Below are 17,434 nucleotides of genomic sequence, written 5' to 3'. Positions count from 1 at the left end.
GGAACTAGGTGACGTCGTGCGCCGGCCGCCGCGACGACGTGCGCCTCGCCACCAAGGCGGGCCGTCCGATGGGCGACGAGCGCGAACACTAGGGCAGCTCGCGCGGCTGGCTGGTCACAGAACTGGACAACAGCCTGCGCGGCCTCGGTGTCGACCGCGTCGACCTCCACCAGATCCACCACTGGGACCCGACCACCGGCGACGAGGAGACCCTGTCGGCCCTGACCGACCCCCAACGCGCCGGAAGGATCGGCTACTTCGTCTCCTCGACCTTCCCGGTGTACCGCGTCGCGCAGGCCCAGTGGGCCGCCAAGGAGAACCGTCTCAGCCGCTGCGTCACCGAACAGCCCGGCCACTCGATCCTGCGACGCGGGGCCGCGACCCATGCGCCGCCCGTGGCAGAGGAGTACGGTCTCGGCGCTGACCGTCCGTCGCGGGGGAGCTCCACGAGGCTGACGCACCTGGTGCCTACGACGGCCACGATTGACGGCACCCGTCGCTTCGACCTGATCACTACCGTCGCGGCGCTCTCCCGCCCGAGCCGCAGCACGCCGGACCGGATGCCACAGCAGGTCACCGTGTCTCTCACCACCAGCTCCCGGCCGAAACGCCAAATCATGGACGGATTCATTTTTGGACTCATCTAAGTTTTGGCGTTACAGTGAAAGCGGCCGCGGAGGTCCGTTCCGGAAGGCCATCCCGAAGGAGACACCATGAGCAAGGTCTGGTTCATCACCGGCACGTCCCGCGGCCTCGGCCGCTCGTTCGCCGAGTCCGCGCTGGAGCGCGGGGACAAGGTCGCCGCGACCGCCAGGAACGTGGCCGCACTGGACTACCTCGTCACCAAGTACGGCGACGACGCGGTTCTGCCCCTGCCCCTTGACGTCACCGACAAGGCGGCCGTCGCCACCGCGGTAACCGCCGCGCACGAGAAGTTCGGCCGCCTCGACGTGGTCGTCAACAACGCCGGCTACGGCTTGTTCGGCATGGTCGAGGAGCTCACCGAACAGCAGTTGCGCGACCAGATGGAGACGAACCTCTTCGGCGCGTTCTGGGTCACCCAGGCCGTACTGCCGATCCTGCGCGCCCAGGGCAGTGGCCACATCGTGCAGATCTCGTCCGTCGGCGGCGTCGCCGCGTTCCCCTCGCTCGGCGGATACCACGCCTCCAAGTGGGCGCTCGAGGGCTTCAGCGAAGCCCTCGCCCAGGAGGTCGCCGGCGCCGGGATCAAGGTCACCGTGGTCGAGCCGGGCGGCTTCAGCACCGACTGGGCCGGCTCCTCCGGCGTACACGCAGACCCGAACCCCGCCTACGACCAGGTCCGCGAGGCCATCGGGGCCCGCTTCGGTGACGCCCGGTACGCCGAACCTTCCGACGCCGGGGCCGCATTGCTGCGCATCGTCGACGCGGAGAACCCGCCGCTGCGGGTGCTGTTCGGCACCGAGCCCATCGAGATCCTCGAGCCCCTTTACGCCCAGCGCCTGCAGACCTGGGCCGACTGGCACGAGGTGTCCCGGATCGCGCAGGGCTGACTTGACGCGCCGCCCCACCCGGTCACGTACGACGCCCAACCAGCCCCGTTCAGTTATCCAGACCCGCACCACACGCACAACCGAGGCCCCGTCCACGCAACCCACGGCCCTCGGTCCCCTCACGTGCAGGAGACCCGTCATGACCGCACCGCAGACGCCCCGTGCATTCGGGGTCACCACTACCGCCGCTGAGGTCCTCGACGGCGTCGACCTGCACGGCCGCCGGGCCGTCGTGACCGGAGCCAGTTCCGGAATCGGCGTGGAGACGGTCCGGGCGCTCGCCGCGGCGGGTGCCGACGTCACCCTGGCCGTGCGCAACACCGACGCGGGCGCCCGCGTGATCGAGCGCTTGGAGGCCGAACTGCCGTCCGGCCCGGGGAAACTGACCGTGGGACGGCTTGACCTCGCCGACCGCTCGACCGTCACGGAGTTCGTATCGGCCTGGGACGGCCCGCTGCACATCCTCGTCAACAACGCCGGGGTGATGGCCCCGCAGGAGATCGCCCGCACACCGGACGGCCGCGAGCTGCAGTTCGGCGTCAACCACCTGGGGCACTTCGCCCTCGCCGTCGGTCTCCACCCGGCGCTGGCGGCGGCCGGCGGCGCCCGGGTCGTCTCGGTGAGTTCCATCGGCCACCTCTTCTCACCGATGGTCTTCGACGACCTGGACTACCGCTTCCGCCCCTACGACCCGTGGACCTCCTACGGGCAGTCGAAGACCGCCAACGCACTGTTCGCCGTCGGTGCCGCCGAGCGCTGGGCCGACGACGGCATCACCGCCAACGCACTGATGCCGGGCAACATCGCCGACACGTCCCTGGCCCGGCACATGGACATGCAGCAGGTGGCCGACTTCATCGCGTCGGGCGAACTCGCCCTTCCGCCGGGCAAGACGGTGGAGCAGGGCGCCGCGACCTCGGTCCTGGTGGCCGCCTCTCCGGCGGTGGAGGGCATCACCGGCCGCTACTTCGAGGACTGCGCGGAGGCCGAGCCGGTGTACGAGCGGGCCGGCGCCGTCGCGGGCGTCGCGCCGTACGCCCTCGACCGGGACAACGCGGCTCGCCTGTGGGCTGTGTCCGAGGCGTTCGTCCGCTAGCGGCCACGCTGCCCGCCATGACCCCGCAACGTGAGCAACGGGCCCGGCTGCGCCGTCAGTTGTGGCAGCCGCCGCGCCCCATGGCGAGCAGCCTCCGGCGCCGAGCAGGGGGCCAGCCGGTTGGTGCTCTTCTACGACCTGGTCATCGTCGTGCTCGTCGGCCAGGCGTCGCACCACTTCGCCGGACATCTCACCCGGCACGGCCTGGGCGAGTTCGCCACGGTGTTGATGGGCGCCGCGACCTTCAGCCTTGTCGAACAAGCCCACGACGACCGGACCCCGGCGCATCGTCGCCGCCTTCGCCTGCGCGGGAGTCGGCAAGCGCGACCACACTGACACCGGCAAAAAAGAAGGGGCACACCCGCTGTCGCGCTCGCCTGCGCCCCTCAGTGCGGTCTCGGCGGCTCAGTACACAGGATGCAGCTCGAAAGATTAGATGCATCCAAACATATATTCATCCACGAGCGACCGTAGAATGGAACCTGGGAGAGAAAGAGGATCCATGAGCCTGCGGGAGCGCAAGAAACTGGCGACCTGGCGCGCCATCCGAACCGCCGCACTGCGACTGTTCGAAGAGCAGGGCTACGAGGCCACGACCGTCGAGCAGATCGTGGCCGCGGCGAATGTCTCGCGTGCCACGTTCTTCAACTACTTCGCCGGCAAGGAGGCCGTGGTCTTCGACCAGGACCCCGAGGAGCGGGGCGCCTGGCAGGCCCTCATGGACGGCCGGCCCGCGGACGAGCCGCTGTGGGATTCGCTGACCGTGATCCTTACCGGGTTCGTCGAGAGCCTGCGGGACCGCATGCCACTGCAGCGCCGCCTCAAAGCTCAGTCACCCGCCCTCGCCCAGTCAGGCCAGAACTTCGGCGAGGCGTTCTTCACCGAACTGAGGAAGTGGGTGACATCCCGCACCGCCCCCGGCGCCGACCTCAGCGCGACCCTGCAGGTGAACCTCGCACTGGCCGCCGTCATCACTGCCTATGACACCTGGCCCGATGACGAGCCCTTCGACGGGTTTCTACGACGCCTCGAGCGCTGCCTCAGCGCGGGGCGCCCCGCCGTAGCCATCGGCTGAGATTCCCGCCGGGGCCGCGACGGCGCTCAGTACGGCGACTGCAGCTGGGGTTCCACCGAAGGGGGTCCACCCCAGCCTGCACGGTGAGGTCGGCCAAGTCCCGGCCTCAGAAGGCCTCGTGGGCAGCGAGTTCTTCGGGAGTGCCCACGAAGGCGGGGCCGCAGCCCGCCGGCAGACGCTCGAGCACCATGGCCATGGCGTCCTGTGCGGTAGCCGCCGGGCCCACCGTCTTGTTGCGCAGGGGCCCGGAAACCCGATAGGTACGCTCGGTGGCGGGCTGAATGTAGGGAATGTCCCAGGTCCACCTCTTTTCGGTGCAGCGACTGAAGTGAAGTTCCCCATCCCGGTCCAGCGAAAGAGCTGCCGCAGGCGAGGTTCCGCGTAAGCCGCTTCCAAGAGGTCGCCCCGCACCCGTCCGTCGTCACGCACCTTCTGCCAACCCGCTTCAACGACGGCGTCGCCCGCTGCATCCCTGGTCATGGCGCAAGGCCCTTAGCAAGGCCCTTAGCAAGGCCCGCTGGGAGGCATCGCACAACCTGTAGTCGACGCACCTCGGGTCTCGCCTCGGCCTGCAGCCGAGCCGGCACCACTCGCTGGCTCGGCTGCTTCGTGTTCAGCACCCTTGGGCCGGTTGGCTCAGGCAGCACGGCGCGCCTCGGCTGTGCCGGTGGCCGCCGGTGGAGGATCGATGGCGCGGCGGCCTCGGGACGGGTCGCCCGGCACTGCCGCCCCACCGACGAAGAGGCCCGGCCATGAAACTGTTCGACGACCCGCCGTTCCAGTCCCTCGCCGACCGGGCACTGGAACTCATCAAAGACCGTACCCTCGGCATCTCACCCATGACCGCGACGTGAGCGCCACTCCGCGCGAAGGCGTGCCGGGCAGCAGTCGCTACGGCGAGGCCGTCTTTCGTCCCGGACAGGCGGGCGAGGGCGAGCGCATCGACTTCGGCGCCCTCGCCTACGACGACATCACCATGGCGCGACTGCGGGCACTCGGGATCGGCCCGGGGTGGCGCTGCCTCGACGTGGGTGCAGGCACGGGCACGGTATCCCGCCGGCTGCTGGACGAGGCCGGGGTGGCAAGTGTGCTTGCCGTGGACCGCGACGTGCGTTTTCTCAGCGCACGGCCCGTGCCCGGGCTCGACGTGCTGGAGGCCGACATCACCGCCCCGGGCTTCGCCCCCGGCCGGTTCCGGCTCGTCCACGCGCGCTTCGTGCTGATGCACCTGCCCGAGCACGACCGCTTGATCACGGAATTGGCCGAACTCGTCGCGCCCGGCGGTGTGCTGGTGCTCAGCGACGCCGTCGATCTGACGAGTGACCGGACGCCCGACACGCCTTACACCACGCTGATGCGGGCCATGTGGCAGGGACTGCGGGCCACCATCGGGACCGATACCTCCTGGGTTCCGTCCTACCCGCAGCTGCTGCGCGGGGCGGGGTTCGGGTCCGTCGCCGCCGAGATCCATGTGCCTCCGCTGCTGCCGGGCAGCCCCATCAGCCGCTTCTGGGCGGACACTTGGGAACGCAGCCGGGCGGCGATGCTCGCCACCGGTCTGGTCGATGACGTGGCCGTCGACGCGGCGGTCCGGTACCTGGACTCCGACGAATGCGCCGCTCTGTCCGCCGGCATGCTCACCGCCTGGGGATGGAAACCCGAGGAGGGCCCGCGATGACCCGCCGCCACTGACGACCCTGAGCAGTGCCTGTCCACCGCCCCCGGCGCAGTGCCCGAACCGGCAGCATCCTCACCCCGTGCTCCTGCGCCAGAGAAGTCGGCGATCGTCGCGGCGGCAGCCAGGCTGCGATTCCTCAACGACTCGGACGCATCCGGAATTGGAGAGGCCGTCGCCGGGACGGCCGTCGGCCACCCCCGCGCGCCGTCTGCGTCACGCACGGCAGTGGCGTCGGCACCGCCTTCCTCGACCAGGAACAACCCGTCGACAGTGGCCCGCTGGTACCGCCGGACGGCAGCGCGCATCTGCTGCCGTCCGGCGGCCGGCCACTGGAGGACACCGTGTCGCGACGAGGCATTCGCGCCGCGTACGCCCGCGCCGCGCCGGACGATCCGGATGTCGTCCCCGATGTACGGGCCATCGCCGAACCGGCACGTGGTGGTGGCCGGCACGTGGTGCTGACCGGCGCGTGCCGGTCCGTCCTGGACCACGCCTTCCGCGCGCTGGGGGCGACCCTGGCGCCCTGGCTCGCACGGTTCGAGGCCACGGTGCTGGACGTCTGCGGCTCCATCGCGGCGTCCTGGGATCTGATCGAGGGACCACTGCGGGCGGGCGTGGACCCGACTTGTGTGCCGGGCTCGCTGCAAGGACCGTGTTCCGCACCGCCGAGCGCCCGCACGTCGTGCCGCTGCTGGGTGTCGCGGGTGGGCGGCCCGCTCGCTGCCCATCGCAGCGGGCGGCCTCTGACGGCTGCATACGATGAAGGCCGTGGCGCGCAGCACATGCAACCGCGGCCGTCGCCCCCGAATCGCAGAGAAAGAGAGAGCGAGCGCTGCCCCCGTCCGGCCATCCTGGGTCGAGCGGACCCGCCAGCCCCACGTTGCGGGATGTCGCCGTTCGCGCGGGAGTCAGCGCCATGACCGTGTCGCGGGTCCTGAAGGACGAGCCCGTCAGCGCCGCGATGCGGGAACGGGTGCTCGCCGCCGTACGAGATCTGGGGTACCCGCCGCAACGACGTGGCCCGCAACCTGCGCCTCGGCCGCCCCAGCCGGATGATCGGCCTGATCGTCACCAACCTCGCCAACCCCTTCTACTCCCTGCTCGCGTTCGGTGCCGAGCAAGTGGCGGAGAAGCGTGGGCTCCGGGTGGTGCTGGGCAACACGGCGGAACAGGTGCGGCGCGAAAGCGAGTTGGTGAGGAGCTGGTCTCCCGCCGGGTGGACGGCATGATCATGGTTCCGGCCGGTGCCGGCCACCGGCATCTCAGCAGCGAATCGCTCGGCGGGATCCGGACGTTCCGCCGGGGCCGGCGCCGCACGGTGGTCCCGACATCGGTGGTCCGCTACGGCGCCTGATTCCAGCACGACGGGCCTGCGTACTGAAATCGCGAGTTCCGCAGATCACGCCCTCGCACACGATGGCGCGAGGTCCAACTCGACGGCGGGCTCCTAGAGTTGACCGCTGACAGAACTGCCGTACAAGAGGGCGCCCCGCCCGGCAGCGAGCCGGACGGGGCGCTTGAACGGGACTCAGGGTGACAGGAGTTGGCCCGCTGCCAGGGCTGACGCCACCGTGCCGCCGACCACCACTGCCGAGGCCGCGAACACCGGAACCCTCAGGGTCCAGGTGCGCAGGGCCCGTGAGCGGAGGAGACGGTCGAGCAGGGCGTCGCGACTGCGCAGCACAAGCACTCCGACGCCGCTGAGCGTCAGCGCCATACCGACGCCGAACGCGGCCACCATCGCAAAGGCGACGGCCACCTTGCCGGTGAGAAGCCCGGCCAACAGGACGAGGAACGCGGAGGGCGAGGGAAGTAGACCGCCAGCCGCGCCGAGCAGGACGAGCCCCCGCCACGTGAGCAGGGACGGTGCGTCGGGGATGTGGTGACTGTGCCCGTGCTCATGCCCACCGTCGTGCCCGTGCCCGTGCCCGTGCCCGTGATCACGGCCACTGCCGTGCGCGTGCCCGTGCTCATGGCCACGGCCGTGCCCGCGTTCGTGATGCGCCTGTGCATGCGCATCGACCTGCCTGCGGTGGCGTCGATGCGTGTGCAGCAGACGCACACCAACCCCCACCACCACCAGCGCCGCGACCAGTTGCAGCCATCCCGTGAGCGCCGCCACGTCCGGTGTGCGTTTCGCCATCAGCCACCAGCCGACCGCCAGGACCGCCACCGAGAACGTGTGCATCACAGCGACGACCCCGCCGAGCCACATCGCGTCGCGTGGCCGGCCCCGGCCACCCACGAGATACCCGGCGGCCAGCGACTTGCCGTGCCCGGGGGCACAAGCATGGAACGCGCCCACGGCCGCAGCCACGAGCAGCGCCGTCGGAAGCGCCGCGCCGTGGTCCAGTAGCGACGCCAGATCGGTCGTCCACGTCCCGCCCGCAGCCGACGAACCGGTGCCCGAACCAGATTCGCCCGATACGAGGAAGAGCTCCCGTGTTGGCTCCTTCGCCGTGTGCAGACCGCCGCCGCCCTGGTCTGTCACGGAGAGCGTGCGGTAGGCGGGGTTGACGTCCGTCAGCGCGGTGACCGTCAGGCTGATGCGGTCCACCGGATGGCGGCAGACGAAGCGGAGCGTCATGCCGTCCGCCTTCGCGACGCGGCAGGGGGCTCCGTCCTGACGTACGACGATGTGCGAGCGCAGATAGCGAGCCACGTCGCCGCCGGAATGCTTCTTCACGACGGCGATGTCGTCCTTCTGCGCGGACCAGGCCGCGTCCACGACATGTCCGCTCGCCTCGATCCTGACCACGGGCGGGGTGCCGAAGGGGTGCGCCTGCGCCGTCCCCGCGCTGCCGAATAGCAGCACGGGGACGGCGGCCAGCAGGAGCAGCACCCCGGTGCGGAGTGATTGCACGGTGATGCTTCCTCTCAGTCCCGGCGCGCGGCCAGCGCGTGGACCGTGCCGTCGTCCGTGAGGGCGAAGACCCAGTCACCGCTGACGGAGAGCGCCGAAGCCACTCCCCCGCCGAGGTTGTACGCGGCCTGCTGCTTGCCGGTGGAACGGTCGAGAACCAGCAGTCGGCCGTCCCATGTCCCCACGTACACCAAGGACTTCGTCACCAAGGGGTGCATCGTGGGTGATCCTGTGCCGGCCGAGCAGCCCATGGCGACCCGCCAGGGGTCGTCCAACGGGCTCTTGCCCGGCAGATACCCGGCCTTGGTCTCCCACACCGGCTTCGACGGATCGGACGCACTCGTGTCGTAGGCGCGGACCACACCGTCGCGGCCCGCGACATAGGCGATGTCGCCCCGCACGGCCGGGCTGGTGAGAGGGGCCCGGCCGGGCTCGCAGACGCTGCCGCCGCCGACCTTGGACTCCCAGGTCACCGCGCCCGTCTCCGGATCGTGCCCGCGGACGCCGTACGCCGTGAACGTCACCAGCTTCGCCGGGCCCGATGCGGGCTGCGTCAGCACCGGCGAGGAGTGGCTGTCGATGTCTCCTGCAGTGTCCTTCGCCCACAGCTGGGTGCACTTCGCGAGGTCCATCGCGATGACGGTGTTGCTCGACATGGAGTGCAGATAGGCAGTGTTGGAGCCGGGCTCGCGGATGGCGGTGCTGTGCGCCTGGCCCCAGGAGAACGCGGCCCCGAAGCCGCCAGGCAACAGCACGCCGGTCTTGGCGTCCCGGCAGCGGACCATGTTCGCGTCCTGGTAGACGGCAACCGTACGGTCCTGGCCGGTGAGCGCGAAGACGCTCACGGGTCCGCCCGCGCGTCCGTAGCGGCGCACGGTGTCGCCGTGGGTCTCCTCACGGTCGATCGACTCCCATGCGACATGCCCGTCCTTGGCGTCCAGGGCATAGACCCGTCCGACGCCGGTCGTCAGATAGACCTGTCCGCCGTGGAGGGTCGGCGCCGATTCGGCGTCGCCGTCCAGGTAGGTACGCCAGAGTTCCCGGCCGGATGCGATGTCGTACGCGAGCATCATGCTGTACGGCGAGTCGAAGGCGCGGGAGGAGACGATCAGTCTGCCGTCCGCGATCACCGAGCCGTTCAGGTTGAACTGCTCGCCGGTGTGCCGGGTCCACTTGAGGTCGAGCCGGTCGCCCGGGTTGTCGCCGCTCGCGGAACGTCCTGCCTCGTCGCCGCCCTGCCGCAGCCAGTCCTGCCCGGTTTGCGGCTTGGTCAGCTCGGAGTCGGGGACGACGTCGAAGGTGCTCTTCTGCACCGGGAACGCCTTTCCCTTTGTGTCGTACGCCGTCGCCTCGGCGGTGTAGGTGCCGGGCCGCAGCCCGCGCAGCGGCGTGCCGCTCGCCCGCGTCCACGCCCCGCGTGCGGCGGGGCAGGGCTCGGCCTTGCCGCCGGGCGGGGTGTAGCAGTTCTGGATGCCGGGCTCGGCGGCACCCGTGCCGAACCGCGCGTTCGCCCGCTTCACGACATGGCCCCGGCCGTCCCGCACGGTCAGCGTGGCCTTCGCGGGGGTACGGCCGTCGTCCTCCGCGTACACCTCGACGGGCACCCCGGCCCGCGTGCCGTGGACGCTGCCCTGCCCGGGGCTGACCAGGGCGGAGTCGTCATCGATGTCGAACTGCCGGTGGATGCCCGTCACATGACCGGTGTCCTCGTTGCGGCTCGTACGCGGATCGTCGGTGATCCCGCTGAAGTCGAGCACCTTGTAGTCGGGGTGGGCTCCGTCGATGCCGTACGTGCCCTGATTGTTGATCTCGACCGCCCGCTTGAAGGCGCCGCGCCGGAACTCCGCCTGCTGGTTGTGCCCGGCCGCGACCATCCGTACGTCGTACTTGGCCAGCTCGTCGATGGTCGGCTGCATGCCCGCGCCGGGGCCCCACTGGGTGAACAGCGAGCGGTGCGCGAAGACCAACACCTGCTTGCCGACCGCGTGCTGGGCCAGGTCCCTGCGCAGCCACTCCAGCTGCGGTCCGAGCCCGCTCGCGTCGTAGTTGTCCTCCAGCACCACGACGTGGCGGCCGTTGCGGTCGAAGCTGTACCACTCGGGGGCGAGGTTGCGGCGGTAGTACTCCAGGCTGCCCGCATAGCCCTTGGACGTGGCCGTGCCGCCGACATCGTGGTTGCCCATCACGGGGTAGAAGGGGTGCCCGAGCCGCCCTTCCTCAAGTCCCTTGCTGAACAGGTCGTACGCGCCCTGACGGCGCGGCTCTTCCGCGTAGTCCGTGACGGTCAGGTCCCCGGTCGCGATCTGCATCGTCGCACCGTCGACCTCCGACATCGCCCGCACCTGGCCGGTCCACTGGGGCAGCGCCGTGCGCGCCTCGGCGTCGGTGCGGTTGCCGACCTCCGGGTCGGAGTTCATCACCCACTTCTCGGTGGGCCGAGACGCGTTGCGGTCCGGTACGAGAGCGAAGTCGACGCCACTGCCACCGGTTTCGGGGACCTTGTGGAAGAACTGAGGGATGTAGTCCTTGCGCAGAGCCGGGGTGTATCCGTCGGGCGAGACGATGCTGACGAGATCCGTCTCGCGTCGCGCCGGATCGATCTCCAGGGTGTACGAGCCGTCGGCGCGGGTCGTTGCCCACGCGGCACCGTCGGTGACATCGACGCCGGGCATGGCCCGCTCGCCCTTGTCCCGCTTGCCGTTGGCGTTGCCGTCCCTGAAAACGGCGCCCTTCACGGTGACGGTGGGCGGTGCCGCGTCGTCGGCGAACGCGGCCTGGGGCGCGAGGCAGGACAGGGCCACGGCTCCGGCGGTCGCGACGTGGAAACGGCGGCCTGTACGCAGGCCACGGAGCAGGGACGGCAATGACCGGGCGGCGAGAACGAGCGCGACACCGCCCGCCGCCACGAGTGCGACGGTGAGCCAGGGGAACTCCGGCGGCGCGTGTGCGCCCTTGGCATCCACGAGGGGTGTGGCCGCGGAGGCGTCGACCGCGGTGCCGTCGAACTCGACGACGACCTGGCTCAGTCCGCCCTTCTTCAGCAGCGTGCTCAGGTCGAGCGCGTCGAGGTGGCAGCTCCACGCCATTTCGATCACGACACCGCCGGGTACCCCGCCGTCGTCACCGGGCACACCCGAACCGGTGGCCGGGCAGCCGGCCGGCAGCACCTTGGATGCCCAGGCACCGGCATCGGCGGCGGACACCACATCACGGTGCACGATGAGACGGCCGCTGGTTACGTTAACACCGGTGGAAACGACGAGTTCGGCATGCTCGCGCGAGACATGCGCCATGGCAGGCTGGGCGCCGGCGCCCAGCACGAGGAACAGCAGTACGAGACAGAGCCCGCCTGCTGCGCGTATGTGTTTCATAACAGCGGAGACTAGTCAGAATTCGTCATACCCGAGCCAAGATCGAGCGACCTTAACCGGGTCGTCCGCAAGAGTTCAGCTACAAGGAAGCACGCTGCCGCGATCCGCGGTCCAGGCTTGCGACGCGGGGATCGCGCCTAGCCAATTGGTAGCGTTAACGTTCCGGCCCTCAAGCTTCCAGCAATCTGATCTCTGATCACAGTGCTGCGCCGCGAGGGTGCGGTTCCGGTGTGCAAAGGCCGCCTCGAGTCTGCCGCGGTGGCGGTCATGACGGTCGGGACGTACACCTGACGAACCGTCAGTGGGGCACGCCCTGGACCACCGGGCCGTCCAGCGCCGGGAGGGCCCCGGTGCACTTCGCGACGGTGACGCGGTCGAACAGCACGCGGTGGCCACACCGTGCGGCCAGCCATAGGGCCACCAACTCGCCGGCCACCGTGGCCAGCATCAGCGCACCGGTCACCAGGCCCGACCGCGCCTCGGCAGCCCGGTGTTCAGGATCGACGGATGGGTCCATGGGGTGAAACCTAGGGGGAGTTGAGGATGCTGACTGCCAAGTCCCCCCTTTCACGCCACGCGTGCTCACGGAGTCGATCGCGCACCGCGACCATGACGTGAGACAGCGTCCGGTTGCCTTCTATGTGTTCTCTCAGTCGGCGTGGAGGATCCGAAAGCGGTCGGGTTGCGCCGTATCTCGATCAACGACTTGGACTGGCGCCCCAATGGCTGGGGCTGGGCGGGCCCCGGCGGCTGCCGGACAGTGTCGGTGCCGACAGGACCTACAGCAACGGCGTGATCCGCGCCTATCTGCGACGAGGCGGCATCCGACACGCGATCCCGGAGAAGCGCGACAGCAAGTCTGCCCGCCTGCGCAAGGGATCGCGCGGTGGCCGGCCTCCCGGCTTCGACACGGCGCGGTACAAAGCTCGGAACAGCGTAGAGCGGGCGGTTAACAAGTTGAAGCAGTTCAGAGCCGTCGCCACGCGTCATGAGCGCGGCTACGTCTACCTGGGGACCGTTACTGCTGCCGCGCTTCTGATCTGGCTGCGTTGCTGAGCCATGCCACGCTCTATCCGACCTCCGCGGTGACCACCATGGGCGTGTCGGCGTCGGCCTGCGCGAGAAGGTCGCCGCCTGCAGCCCACAGCGCGGAGCGGCCGCAGCCGGTCCACGCACCGGCAGGGCCGACATGGTTGGCCACAACGACGTGCAGATTGAAGTCCTTGGCGATGCCCGGATACACCGCCGCCAGCTCTTTCACTCCGCCGCCCGTGCCATACAGCGAGCTGGCCAGATGCACCTCGCACCCATCGGCGGCACCACGGGAGACCAGCTCGGGGAAGTGGTTGTCGAAGCACGTGGCAAGGGCGAAACGCAGCCCTCCGAGTTCAAATCGGCCGTCGTGCTGTCCTGCTACGAATACGTCCTGCTCGTGCTCGAACAGGTGCTGCTTGCGATACGTGGTGATCAGTTCGCCGTCGGGCCCGAAGACCAGCGTCTCGATAGCAGGCCGCCCCTCGGCGGTGGCCGCGACGCAGTTGACGACGCTAGCGACACCAGACGCCCGGACCGCATCCAGGCGCGGGTCGTCCGCCTGCACCCAAAGATCACGACGGTCAAGCACAGCCTCAAGCTCGTACCCGGTCAGCGCCAGCTCAGGGAACACCACCAGCTCAGCACCCAGCACACGCGCCTCGTCGGTGAGGGCGACCATCTGCCGCGCATTAGCCGAAATGTCAGCAGGAACACAGGTGAACTGGGCTGTCGCGATCTTCATAGAACTGAGCATGTCAGCCCACCGTATCGGCGCTCGCCGGAGGTAGTGCCGAAAGCCTAATGATCGAAGAGTCAGGTCCTAGTTGAGCCGGGAATGGCCTGCTTCGGCACCACGCCCCGTGGTCGTCACCCGCCCCCCACCGCAGATCGAACCCGTTCCCATCTCCTCGCACGATCCGGCAGCCATGTGTGACCTGCTTGGTCAGGTTTCCTGCATCCAGACGCTCCGCTGACTCAAGCAGGTGCTTGGGCAGCGACGATGTTCAGGTCCCGTCCCTGCGGGATGTCCACAGACATCACCGACCGGAAGCGGCCCTTGAAGTTCGGGGCATCCGCCCGGCCGTCCCAGCAGTTCTTCCACGCCTGGAAGTACGTCTTCAACACGGCCTGCGCGGCCTGGGCCGGGAGCACTGCGAGGAAGTCGATGTCCTTACGAGCCTGGCGGATCGCGGCATCCGCGTTCGCGAGCGACCGCATTTCCTTCGGCATCATCTGCCACCACGCGTGGAGGAGATTCCACATCGTGCGGGCAGCGTGCGCCTGCTCGTCGGCCTTGAGCTCACACGCAGGAGACAGGGCCAGCCGGGCCCGATGCCCGAACTTCCGCTTATCCAGGCTATGTTCGCTCACGACGACTCCTCTACAAAAAATTGACGTATGTCATCGCGCTGTAACCGAACCCCAATTGCAGTCCGGCCTCGAAGGCGCCCTGCAGGAAGAACAGGACGTAGAAGTGGCGCCGTAGACCGTCTCGCTCCACGAGAGGTCGTCCAGCATGGTCAGCTTCGCGAATCCGACGTTGACCCGGTCCATCCACGCGATGACATACACGACGGTGATGAACGGGACGGTTCGCAGGACGATGCGCCGGAAGACGCGGTCACGGTGCTGCGGGTCCAAGTGTGCGGTGAAGGGGGCGGGTTGTTGACCGGTCATGCCCTGCTACCACCCTTTCTCCAGGGGGAATGAGCGGAACGGGAAGTGAGGAGTGCGCGCGTCGGCAGGCGTGGAGGCGGCGCTCCACGGTCAGGGACGGGTGACCGGCCCACGTAGGGCGCGCGGGACGGCGTCAGCCGTCGCAGGTCCGCGGGCTGCGCGGATCGTTGGTGAGGTCCCATGCGCGCAGGCCGGGGGAAACCGGGGCTCGCGGAGGGGGTCGGCGCCGGCAGGTCGAAGGCCCCGGCGGAGTGGTGTGTACCGGTGGGGGACGCTTCGACGCGGGCGTCACACGGCCCGGCCCGGGACACCGGGGATCCTGGCGTCGCTGCGTCCGGGCGGAGCCACTGCCCGACTTTGGGGCCTGCGGCCCGGTGCGTCAAGGGCCCTGCGGAGAACAAGCCCGCGTGATGGAACCCCGGGCTCGGGTGCGCCATGGCGTGACTCGGCCGGCGGTCCATCTGCGCGCCGCATCGGGTGCGGTCGTGGTCCGATGCGGCGCGCAGTTCAGCGTGAGAGCCTGACACGGCGCCGGGCTCCCGAGGGAGACGTGTTCCTGAACTAACGTGTTGCCATGGTGCGTGCCGGTGGTCCCAAGGCCTGTGGTTCGGACAGGTCTGCGGCTTCGGGCCGGTCCCTGGCCCCGCTGCTCGCGGTCTGTGCGGGCTACTTCATGGTCATCCTGGACGTGACCATCATCAACGTCGCCGTTCCGGTGATGGGGCGGGAACTGTCGGCCTCGCTGACCGGGATCCAGTGGATCACCAACAGCTACACCCTGATTTTCGCCGGCCTGCTGCTCACCGGCGGCGCGCTGGGAGACCGGCTGGGCAACCGCCGGATCTTCTGCACCGGTGTGGTGGTGTTCACCGCCGCCTCGGCCGGCTGCGGACTGGCCCGGAGCACCGGGACTCTGATCGCCGCCCGGCTGGTGGAAGGACTCGGGGCGGCACTGATCGTGCCCGCCTCCCTCGCTCTCCTCCAACAGGCGTACCCCTCACCCGCCGAGCGCTCCCGGGCCTTCGGTCTGTGGGGTTCCATGGCAGGCATCGCCGCCTCTGCCGGCCCCCTCCTGGGCGGCCTCCTGGTCACGACCGTGGGCTGGCGCTGGGTGTTCTTCATCAACCTGCCCGTCGGATGCGTCTGCCTGCTGCTCACGCTGCGCCGCGTGCCCGCTTCGGCCCGGCGCACGGACCGCCCCGTGGACTGGCCGGCCCAGTGCGCGATCATCGCGATGGTGGCCCTGCTGACCGCCGTACTGAACGAGGCCGGACGACGTGGCTGGACGGACCCGCTGATTCTGGCCGGGGCCGGCCTGTGCCTGCTGGCAGCCGCCGCGTTCGTCCTGCGCGAGCACCTGGCCCGCACTCCCGTGCTGCCCCTGCGGCTGCTGCGCTCCCGCCCGATGAGCGGCGGAGCGGCCATCGGCCTGCTGTTCAACTTCGCCTTCTACGGCATGATCTTCACCGCCAGCCTGTACTTCCAGCATCAGCGCGGCCTGACCGCGCTGCGCACCGGGTTCGCCCTCTTCCCGGCGGTGGCCATGACGATGTTCGCCTCCGTCCTGTCCGGGCGGCTGGCACGCCGCACCGGGCACCGCCCGCTTGTGGTCACCGGCTTGCTCGTTGGAGCGGCGGGGCTGGCCGGCTGGGCCGCGGCCGGACCGAACCCGGACTACGCATTGCTCGTGGCGCCGATGATGGCGGCGGGCTTCGGCACGTCCTTCGCCCTCACCGGGGCCACCACCACCGTGATGGCAGCTGCCCCGGACGAGTACTCCGGCACCGCCTCCGCCCTGTTCAACACCACGCGTCAGGTCGGCAGTGCCGCAGGCGTCGCGCTGGGAGGCTCCCTGCTGGCCGCCGCAGGCAACTTCACCACCGGGCTGCGGACCAGCATGGCCGTCGGTGCTGCCGCGTACCTGACGGCCGCTGTCCTTGCGCTCTTCTGCGTCCCGCGGCGGGCGCACCGCCCCGTCGCCGACTGAACGGCGATGTGCAACGCCGTGGAACGATGGTTCAACAAGCGCCCGCTTGTGGCACTTTCGTGACCGGAATTATGGCCTCCGTCATACACGCGTCGCCCAGGCCCTGCTGAGGTGATCGCATGCGAAGACCCGCTTCTTCCCTTCTGCCTGTTCTGGCCGCGACCGCCCTGCTCCTCACGGCCTGCGGGACGGAGCACACCGGCCCCGGGAACACCGGCGCCGACGCGGCCGAACCGCCGCCCCACACGCAGGTCGACGACCCGGGCAAGGACGGCGTACGCATCACATCGCTGACGCTCCCGTCGGCCTCCCCCTCGCCCACGCGCAGCACGTCCGTCTCCGCCGACAGCCTCCCCGCGGACTCGGGGGTCCTCGCGACCTACGAGGTCACCAACAACGGCACCAAGAGCCTGACTTACTCAGTCGTGTTCACCTTCATGAGCAGTGACGGCGGAGCCGTGACCAACCAGACCACGACGGTGCGCGACGTCGGCCCCGGGAAGACCGTGCGGGGCACGGTCCGGGCCGGAGAACTGCCGCCCGCCGCCCCGCGGGTGACGCAGGCCAAGGTCCTCGAAGTGACCACGGTCCCCGCAGGCCAGGCACCCGCCGAGCCGGGCACGTGCCCCGCCTCCGGCATCCGGGTCAGCGCCGACAAGGGCGACGCGGCCATGGGACTGCGCGTGGTGGGCCTGCATCTCGACAACTGCGGCAAGCGCGACTACACCGTCGGCGGCTACCCGCAGCTGGAACTTCTGGACGACGACCTCGACCCCGTGGACGGCATCGAAATCCTCGACGGCAGCGGCGACATCACCACCGGTGCCGGGTCCGACGAGCCGCCACGGCTCATCACGCTCAAGCCCGGCGAGTCTGCGACCGCCGGCCTCGTATGGCGCAACACCACCGAGGCCGGTACGGCAGTGAACGTTCCCCACGTGCGGGTCCGGGCGAAGGCCGGTGCCGACCCCGTGACCGTAACCCCGCACCTCGACCTCGGAACCACCGGAAAGCTCGGAGTCAAACCGTGGGCGAAGGCGGAGCGCTAGGGCGAGTCCGCGACGCCCCGGTGCCCCGTCAGGTCGGGCCGGGTGTGCTGCGCGCAACGGGGTGTGCGGCC

General features: G+C 69.7%; 15 protein-coding genes and 4 pseudogenes. 12 read left to right on the top strand and 7 right to left on the bottom strand.

What is annotated here, in order from left to right; genetic code table 11:
* Window positions 1-20 precede the first annotated feature (20 nt).
* The 5 genes and pseudogenes from OHA58_RS37665 to OHA58_RS37645 form a co-directional block, all read left to right on the top strand.
* Window positions 21-419: pseudogene (locus OHA58_RS37665) on the top strand (aldo/keto reductase); the annotation flags it as partial.
* Between the two features lie 294 nt (window positions 420-713).
* Window positions 714-1,532 carry an SDR family NAD(P)-dependent oxidoreductase gene (locus tag OHA58_RS37660; RefSeq protein WP_405484305.1) on the top strand — a complete coding sequence of 273 codons (819 nt, stop codon included), beginning with the start codon at window positions 714-716 and terminating at the stop codon, window positions 1,530-1,532.
* Window positions 1,533-1,671: 139 nt separating this feature from the next.
* The gene (locus OHA58_RS37655) at window positions 1,672-2,628 is read left to right on the top strand and encodes an SDR family NAD(P)-dependent oxidoreductase (RefSeq protein ID WP_405484303.1); all 957 of its coding nucleotides are present in this window, start codon (window positions 1,672-1,674) and stop codon (window positions 2,626-2,628) included.
* Window positions 2,629-2,751: 123 nt separating this feature from the next.
* The gene (locus OHA58_RS37650; protein ID WP_405484301.1) at window positions 2,752-2,964 is read left to right on the top strand and encodes a hypothetical protein; all 213 of its coding nucleotides are present in this window, start codon (window positions 2,752-2,754) and stop codon (window positions 2,962-2,964) included.
* A 166-nt stretch (window positions 2,965-3,130) separates the two neighbouring features.
* Window positions 3,131-3,703, top strand: coding sequence for a TetR/AcrR family transcriptional regulator (locus OHA58_RS37645; RefSeq protein WP_405484299.1), 573 nt, complete (start codon window positions 3,131-3,133; stop codon window positions 3,701-3,703).
* Window positions 3,704-3,902: 199 nt separating this feature from the next.
* Here OHA58_RS37645 and OHA58_RS37640 read toward each other — a convergent pair.
* Window positions 3,903-4,183 (bottom strand): annotated as a pseudogene (locus OHA58_RS37640) (DUF6193 family natural product biosynthesis protein); the annotation flags it as partial.
* A 370-nt stretch (window positions 4,184-4,553) separates the two neighbouring features.
* On the opposite strand from OHA58_RS37640, the gene OHA58_RS37635 reads away from it, so the two are divergent.
* From OHA58_RS37635 to OHA58_RS37620, 4 genes and pseudogenes are all read left to right on the top strand, one after another.
* Window positions 4,554-5,381 (top strand): class I SAM-dependent methyltransferase, encoded by an 828-nt coding sequence (locus tag OHA58_RS37635; RefSeq protein WP_405484297.1) that lies wholly within the window; start codon window positions 4,554-4,556, stop codon window positions 5,379-5,381.
* 880 nt (window positions 5,382-6,261) lie between these two features.
* Window positions 6,262-6,381 (top strand): annotated as a pseudogene (locus OHA58_RS37630) (LacI family DNA-binding transcriptional regulator); the annotation flags it as partial.
* A gap of 16 nt (window positions 6,382-6,397) precedes the next feature.
* Window positions 6,398-6,610: a hypothetical protein gene (locus OHA58_RS37625; protein ID WP_405485448.1), complete on the top strand. Its 213-nt coding sequence runs from the start codon at window positions 6,398-6,400 to the stop codon at window positions 6,608-6,610.
* Window positions 6,607-6,735, top strand: coding sequence for a hypothetical protein (locus OHA58_RS37620; protein WP_405485446.1), 129 nt, complete (start codon window positions 6,607-6,609; stop codon window positions 6,733-6,735). The genes OHA58_RS37625 and OHA58_RS37620 overlap by 4 nt, the downstream gene beginning before the upstream one ends.
* Window positions 6,736-6,909: 174 nt before the next feature.
* On the opposite strand, the gene OHA58_RS37615 is transcribed toward OHA58_RS37620, so the two are convergent.
* From OHA58_RS37615 to OHA58_RS37605, 3 genes are all read right to left on the bottom strand, one after another.
* The gene (locus OHA58_RS37615) at window positions 6,910-8,244 is read right to left on the bottom strand and encodes a hypothetical protein (RefSeq protein ID WP_405484295.1); all 1,335 of its coding nucleotides are present in this window, start codon (window positions 8,242-8,244) and stop codon (window positions 6,910-6,912) included.
* A 14-nt stretch (window positions 8,245-8,258) separates the two neighbouring features.
* The gene (locus OHA58_RS37610) at window positions 8,259-11,615 is read right to left on the bottom strand and encodes a PQQ-binding-like beta-propeller repeat protein (RefSeq protein ID WP_405484293.1); all 3,357 of its coding nucleotides are present in this window, start codon (window positions 11,613-11,615) and stop codon (window positions 8,259-8,261) included.
* Window positions 11,616-11,913: 298 nt separating this feature from the next.
* Complete coding sequence (locus tag OHA58_RS37605) at window positions 11,914-12,132, bottom strand: hypothetical protein (RefSeq protein ID WP_405484291.1); 219 nt, start codon at window positions 12,130-12,132, stop codon at window positions 11,914-11,916.
* Window positions 12,133-12,407: 275 nt separating this feature from the next.
* Here OHA58_RS37605 and OHA58_RS37600 point away from each other — a divergent pair, with 275 nt between their 5' ends.
* Entirely contained in the window at window positions 12,408-12,671 is a 264-nt protein-coding gene (locus tag OHA58_RS37600) for a hypothetical protein (protein WP_405484289.1), read from the top strand.
* Between the two features lie 13 nt (window positions 12,672-12,684).
* Here the strand turns inward: OHA58_RS37600 and OHA58_RS37595 are convergent, their stop codons facing one another.
* From OHA58_RS37595 to OHA58_RS37585, 3 genes and pseudogenes are all read right to left on the bottom strand, one after another.
* Window positions 12,685-13,392, bottom strand: a complete 708-nt coding sequence (locus OHA58_RS37595; protein WP_405484287.1) for a carbon-nitrogen hydrolase family protein — start codon at window positions 13,390-13,392, stop codon at window positions 12,685-12,687.
* 257 nt (window positions 13,393-13,649) lie between these two features.
* Window positions 13,650-13,913, bottom strand: a pseudogene (locus tag OHA58_RS37590) (RNA-guided endonuclease TnpB family protein); the annotation flags it as partial.
* 138 nt (window positions 13,914-14,051) lie between these two features.
* Complete coding sequence (locus OHA58_RS37585) at window positions 14,052-14,327, bottom strand: hypothetical protein (protein ID WP_405484285.1); 276 nt, start codon at window positions 14,325-14,327, stop codon at window positions 14,052-14,054.
* Window positions 14,328-14,901: 574 nt separating this feature from the next.
* Between OHA58_RS37585 and OHA58_RS37580 the strand changes: the two genes are divergently transcribed.
* Complete coding sequence (locus tag OHA58_RS37580) at window positions 14,902-16,314, top strand: MFS transporter (RefSeq protein ID WP_405484283.1); 1,413 nt, start codon at window positions 14,902-14,904, stop codon at window positions 16,312-16,314.
* A gap of 119 nt (window positions 16,315-16,433) precedes the next feature.
* Window positions 16,434-17,363: a DUF4232 domain-containing protein gene (locus OHA58_RS37575; protein WP_405484281.1), complete on the top strand. Its 930-nt coding sequence runs from the start codon at window positions 16,434-16,436 to the stop codon at window positions 17,361-17,363.
* The last annotated feature ends 71 nt before the right edge of the window (window positions 17,364-17,434 follow it).

It is taken from the genome of Streptomyces sp. NBC_00009 (assembly GCF_045040855.1).
In the GTDB taxonomy this organism is placed as follows: domain Bacteria; phylum Actinomycetota; class Actinomycetes; order Streptomycetales; family Streptomycetaceae; genus Streptomyces; species Streptomyces aureus.
Note: the sequence above shows the minus strand (reverse complement) of the source record. Positions and strands in the feature narration are given on the sequence as shown.

Bases quoted from the DNA above. Each gene is read 5' to 3' on its own strand.
- OHA58_RS37660 (WP_405484305.1), top strand. From the start codon at position 714: ATGAGCAAGGTCTGGTTCATCACCGGCACGTCCCGCGGCCTCGGCCGC.
- OHA58_RS37655 (WP_405484303.1), top strand. From the start codon at position 1,672: ATGACCGCACCGCAGACGCCCCGTGCATTCGGGGTCACCACTACCGCC.
- OHA58_RS37645 (WP_405484299.1), top strand. From the start codon at position 3,131: ATGAGCCTGCGGGAGCGCAAGAAACTGGCGACCTGGCGCGCCATCCGA.
- OHA58_RS37620 (WP_405485446.1), top strand. From the start codon at position 6,607: ATGATCATGGTTCCGGCCGGTGCCGGCCACCGGCATCTCAGCAGCGAA.
- OHA58_RS37610 (WP_405484293.1), bottom strand. From the start codon at position 11,615: ATGAAACACATACGCGCAGCAGGCGGGCTCTGTCTCGTACTGCTGTTC.
- OHA58_RS37605 (WP_405484291.1), bottom strand. From the start codon at position 12,132: ATGGACCCATCCGTCGATCCTGAACACCGGGCTGCCGAGGCGCGGTCG.
- OHA58_RS37595 (WP_405484287.1), bottom strand. From the start codon at position 13,392: ATGAAGATCGCGACAGCCCAGTTCACCTGTGTTCCTGCTGACATTTCG.
- OHA58_RS37585 (WP_405484285.1), bottom strand. From the start codon at position 14,327: ATGACCGGTCAACAACCCGCCCCCTTCACCGCACACTTGGACCCGCAG.
- OHA58_RS37580 (WP_405484283.1), top strand. From the start codon at position 14,902: ATGGTGCGTGCCGGTGGTCCCAAGGCCTGTGGTTCGGACAGGTCTGCG.
- OHA58_RS37575 (WP_405484281.1), top strand. From the start codon at position 16,434: ATGCGAAGACCCGCTTCTTCCCTTCTGCCTGTTCTGGCCGCGACCGCC.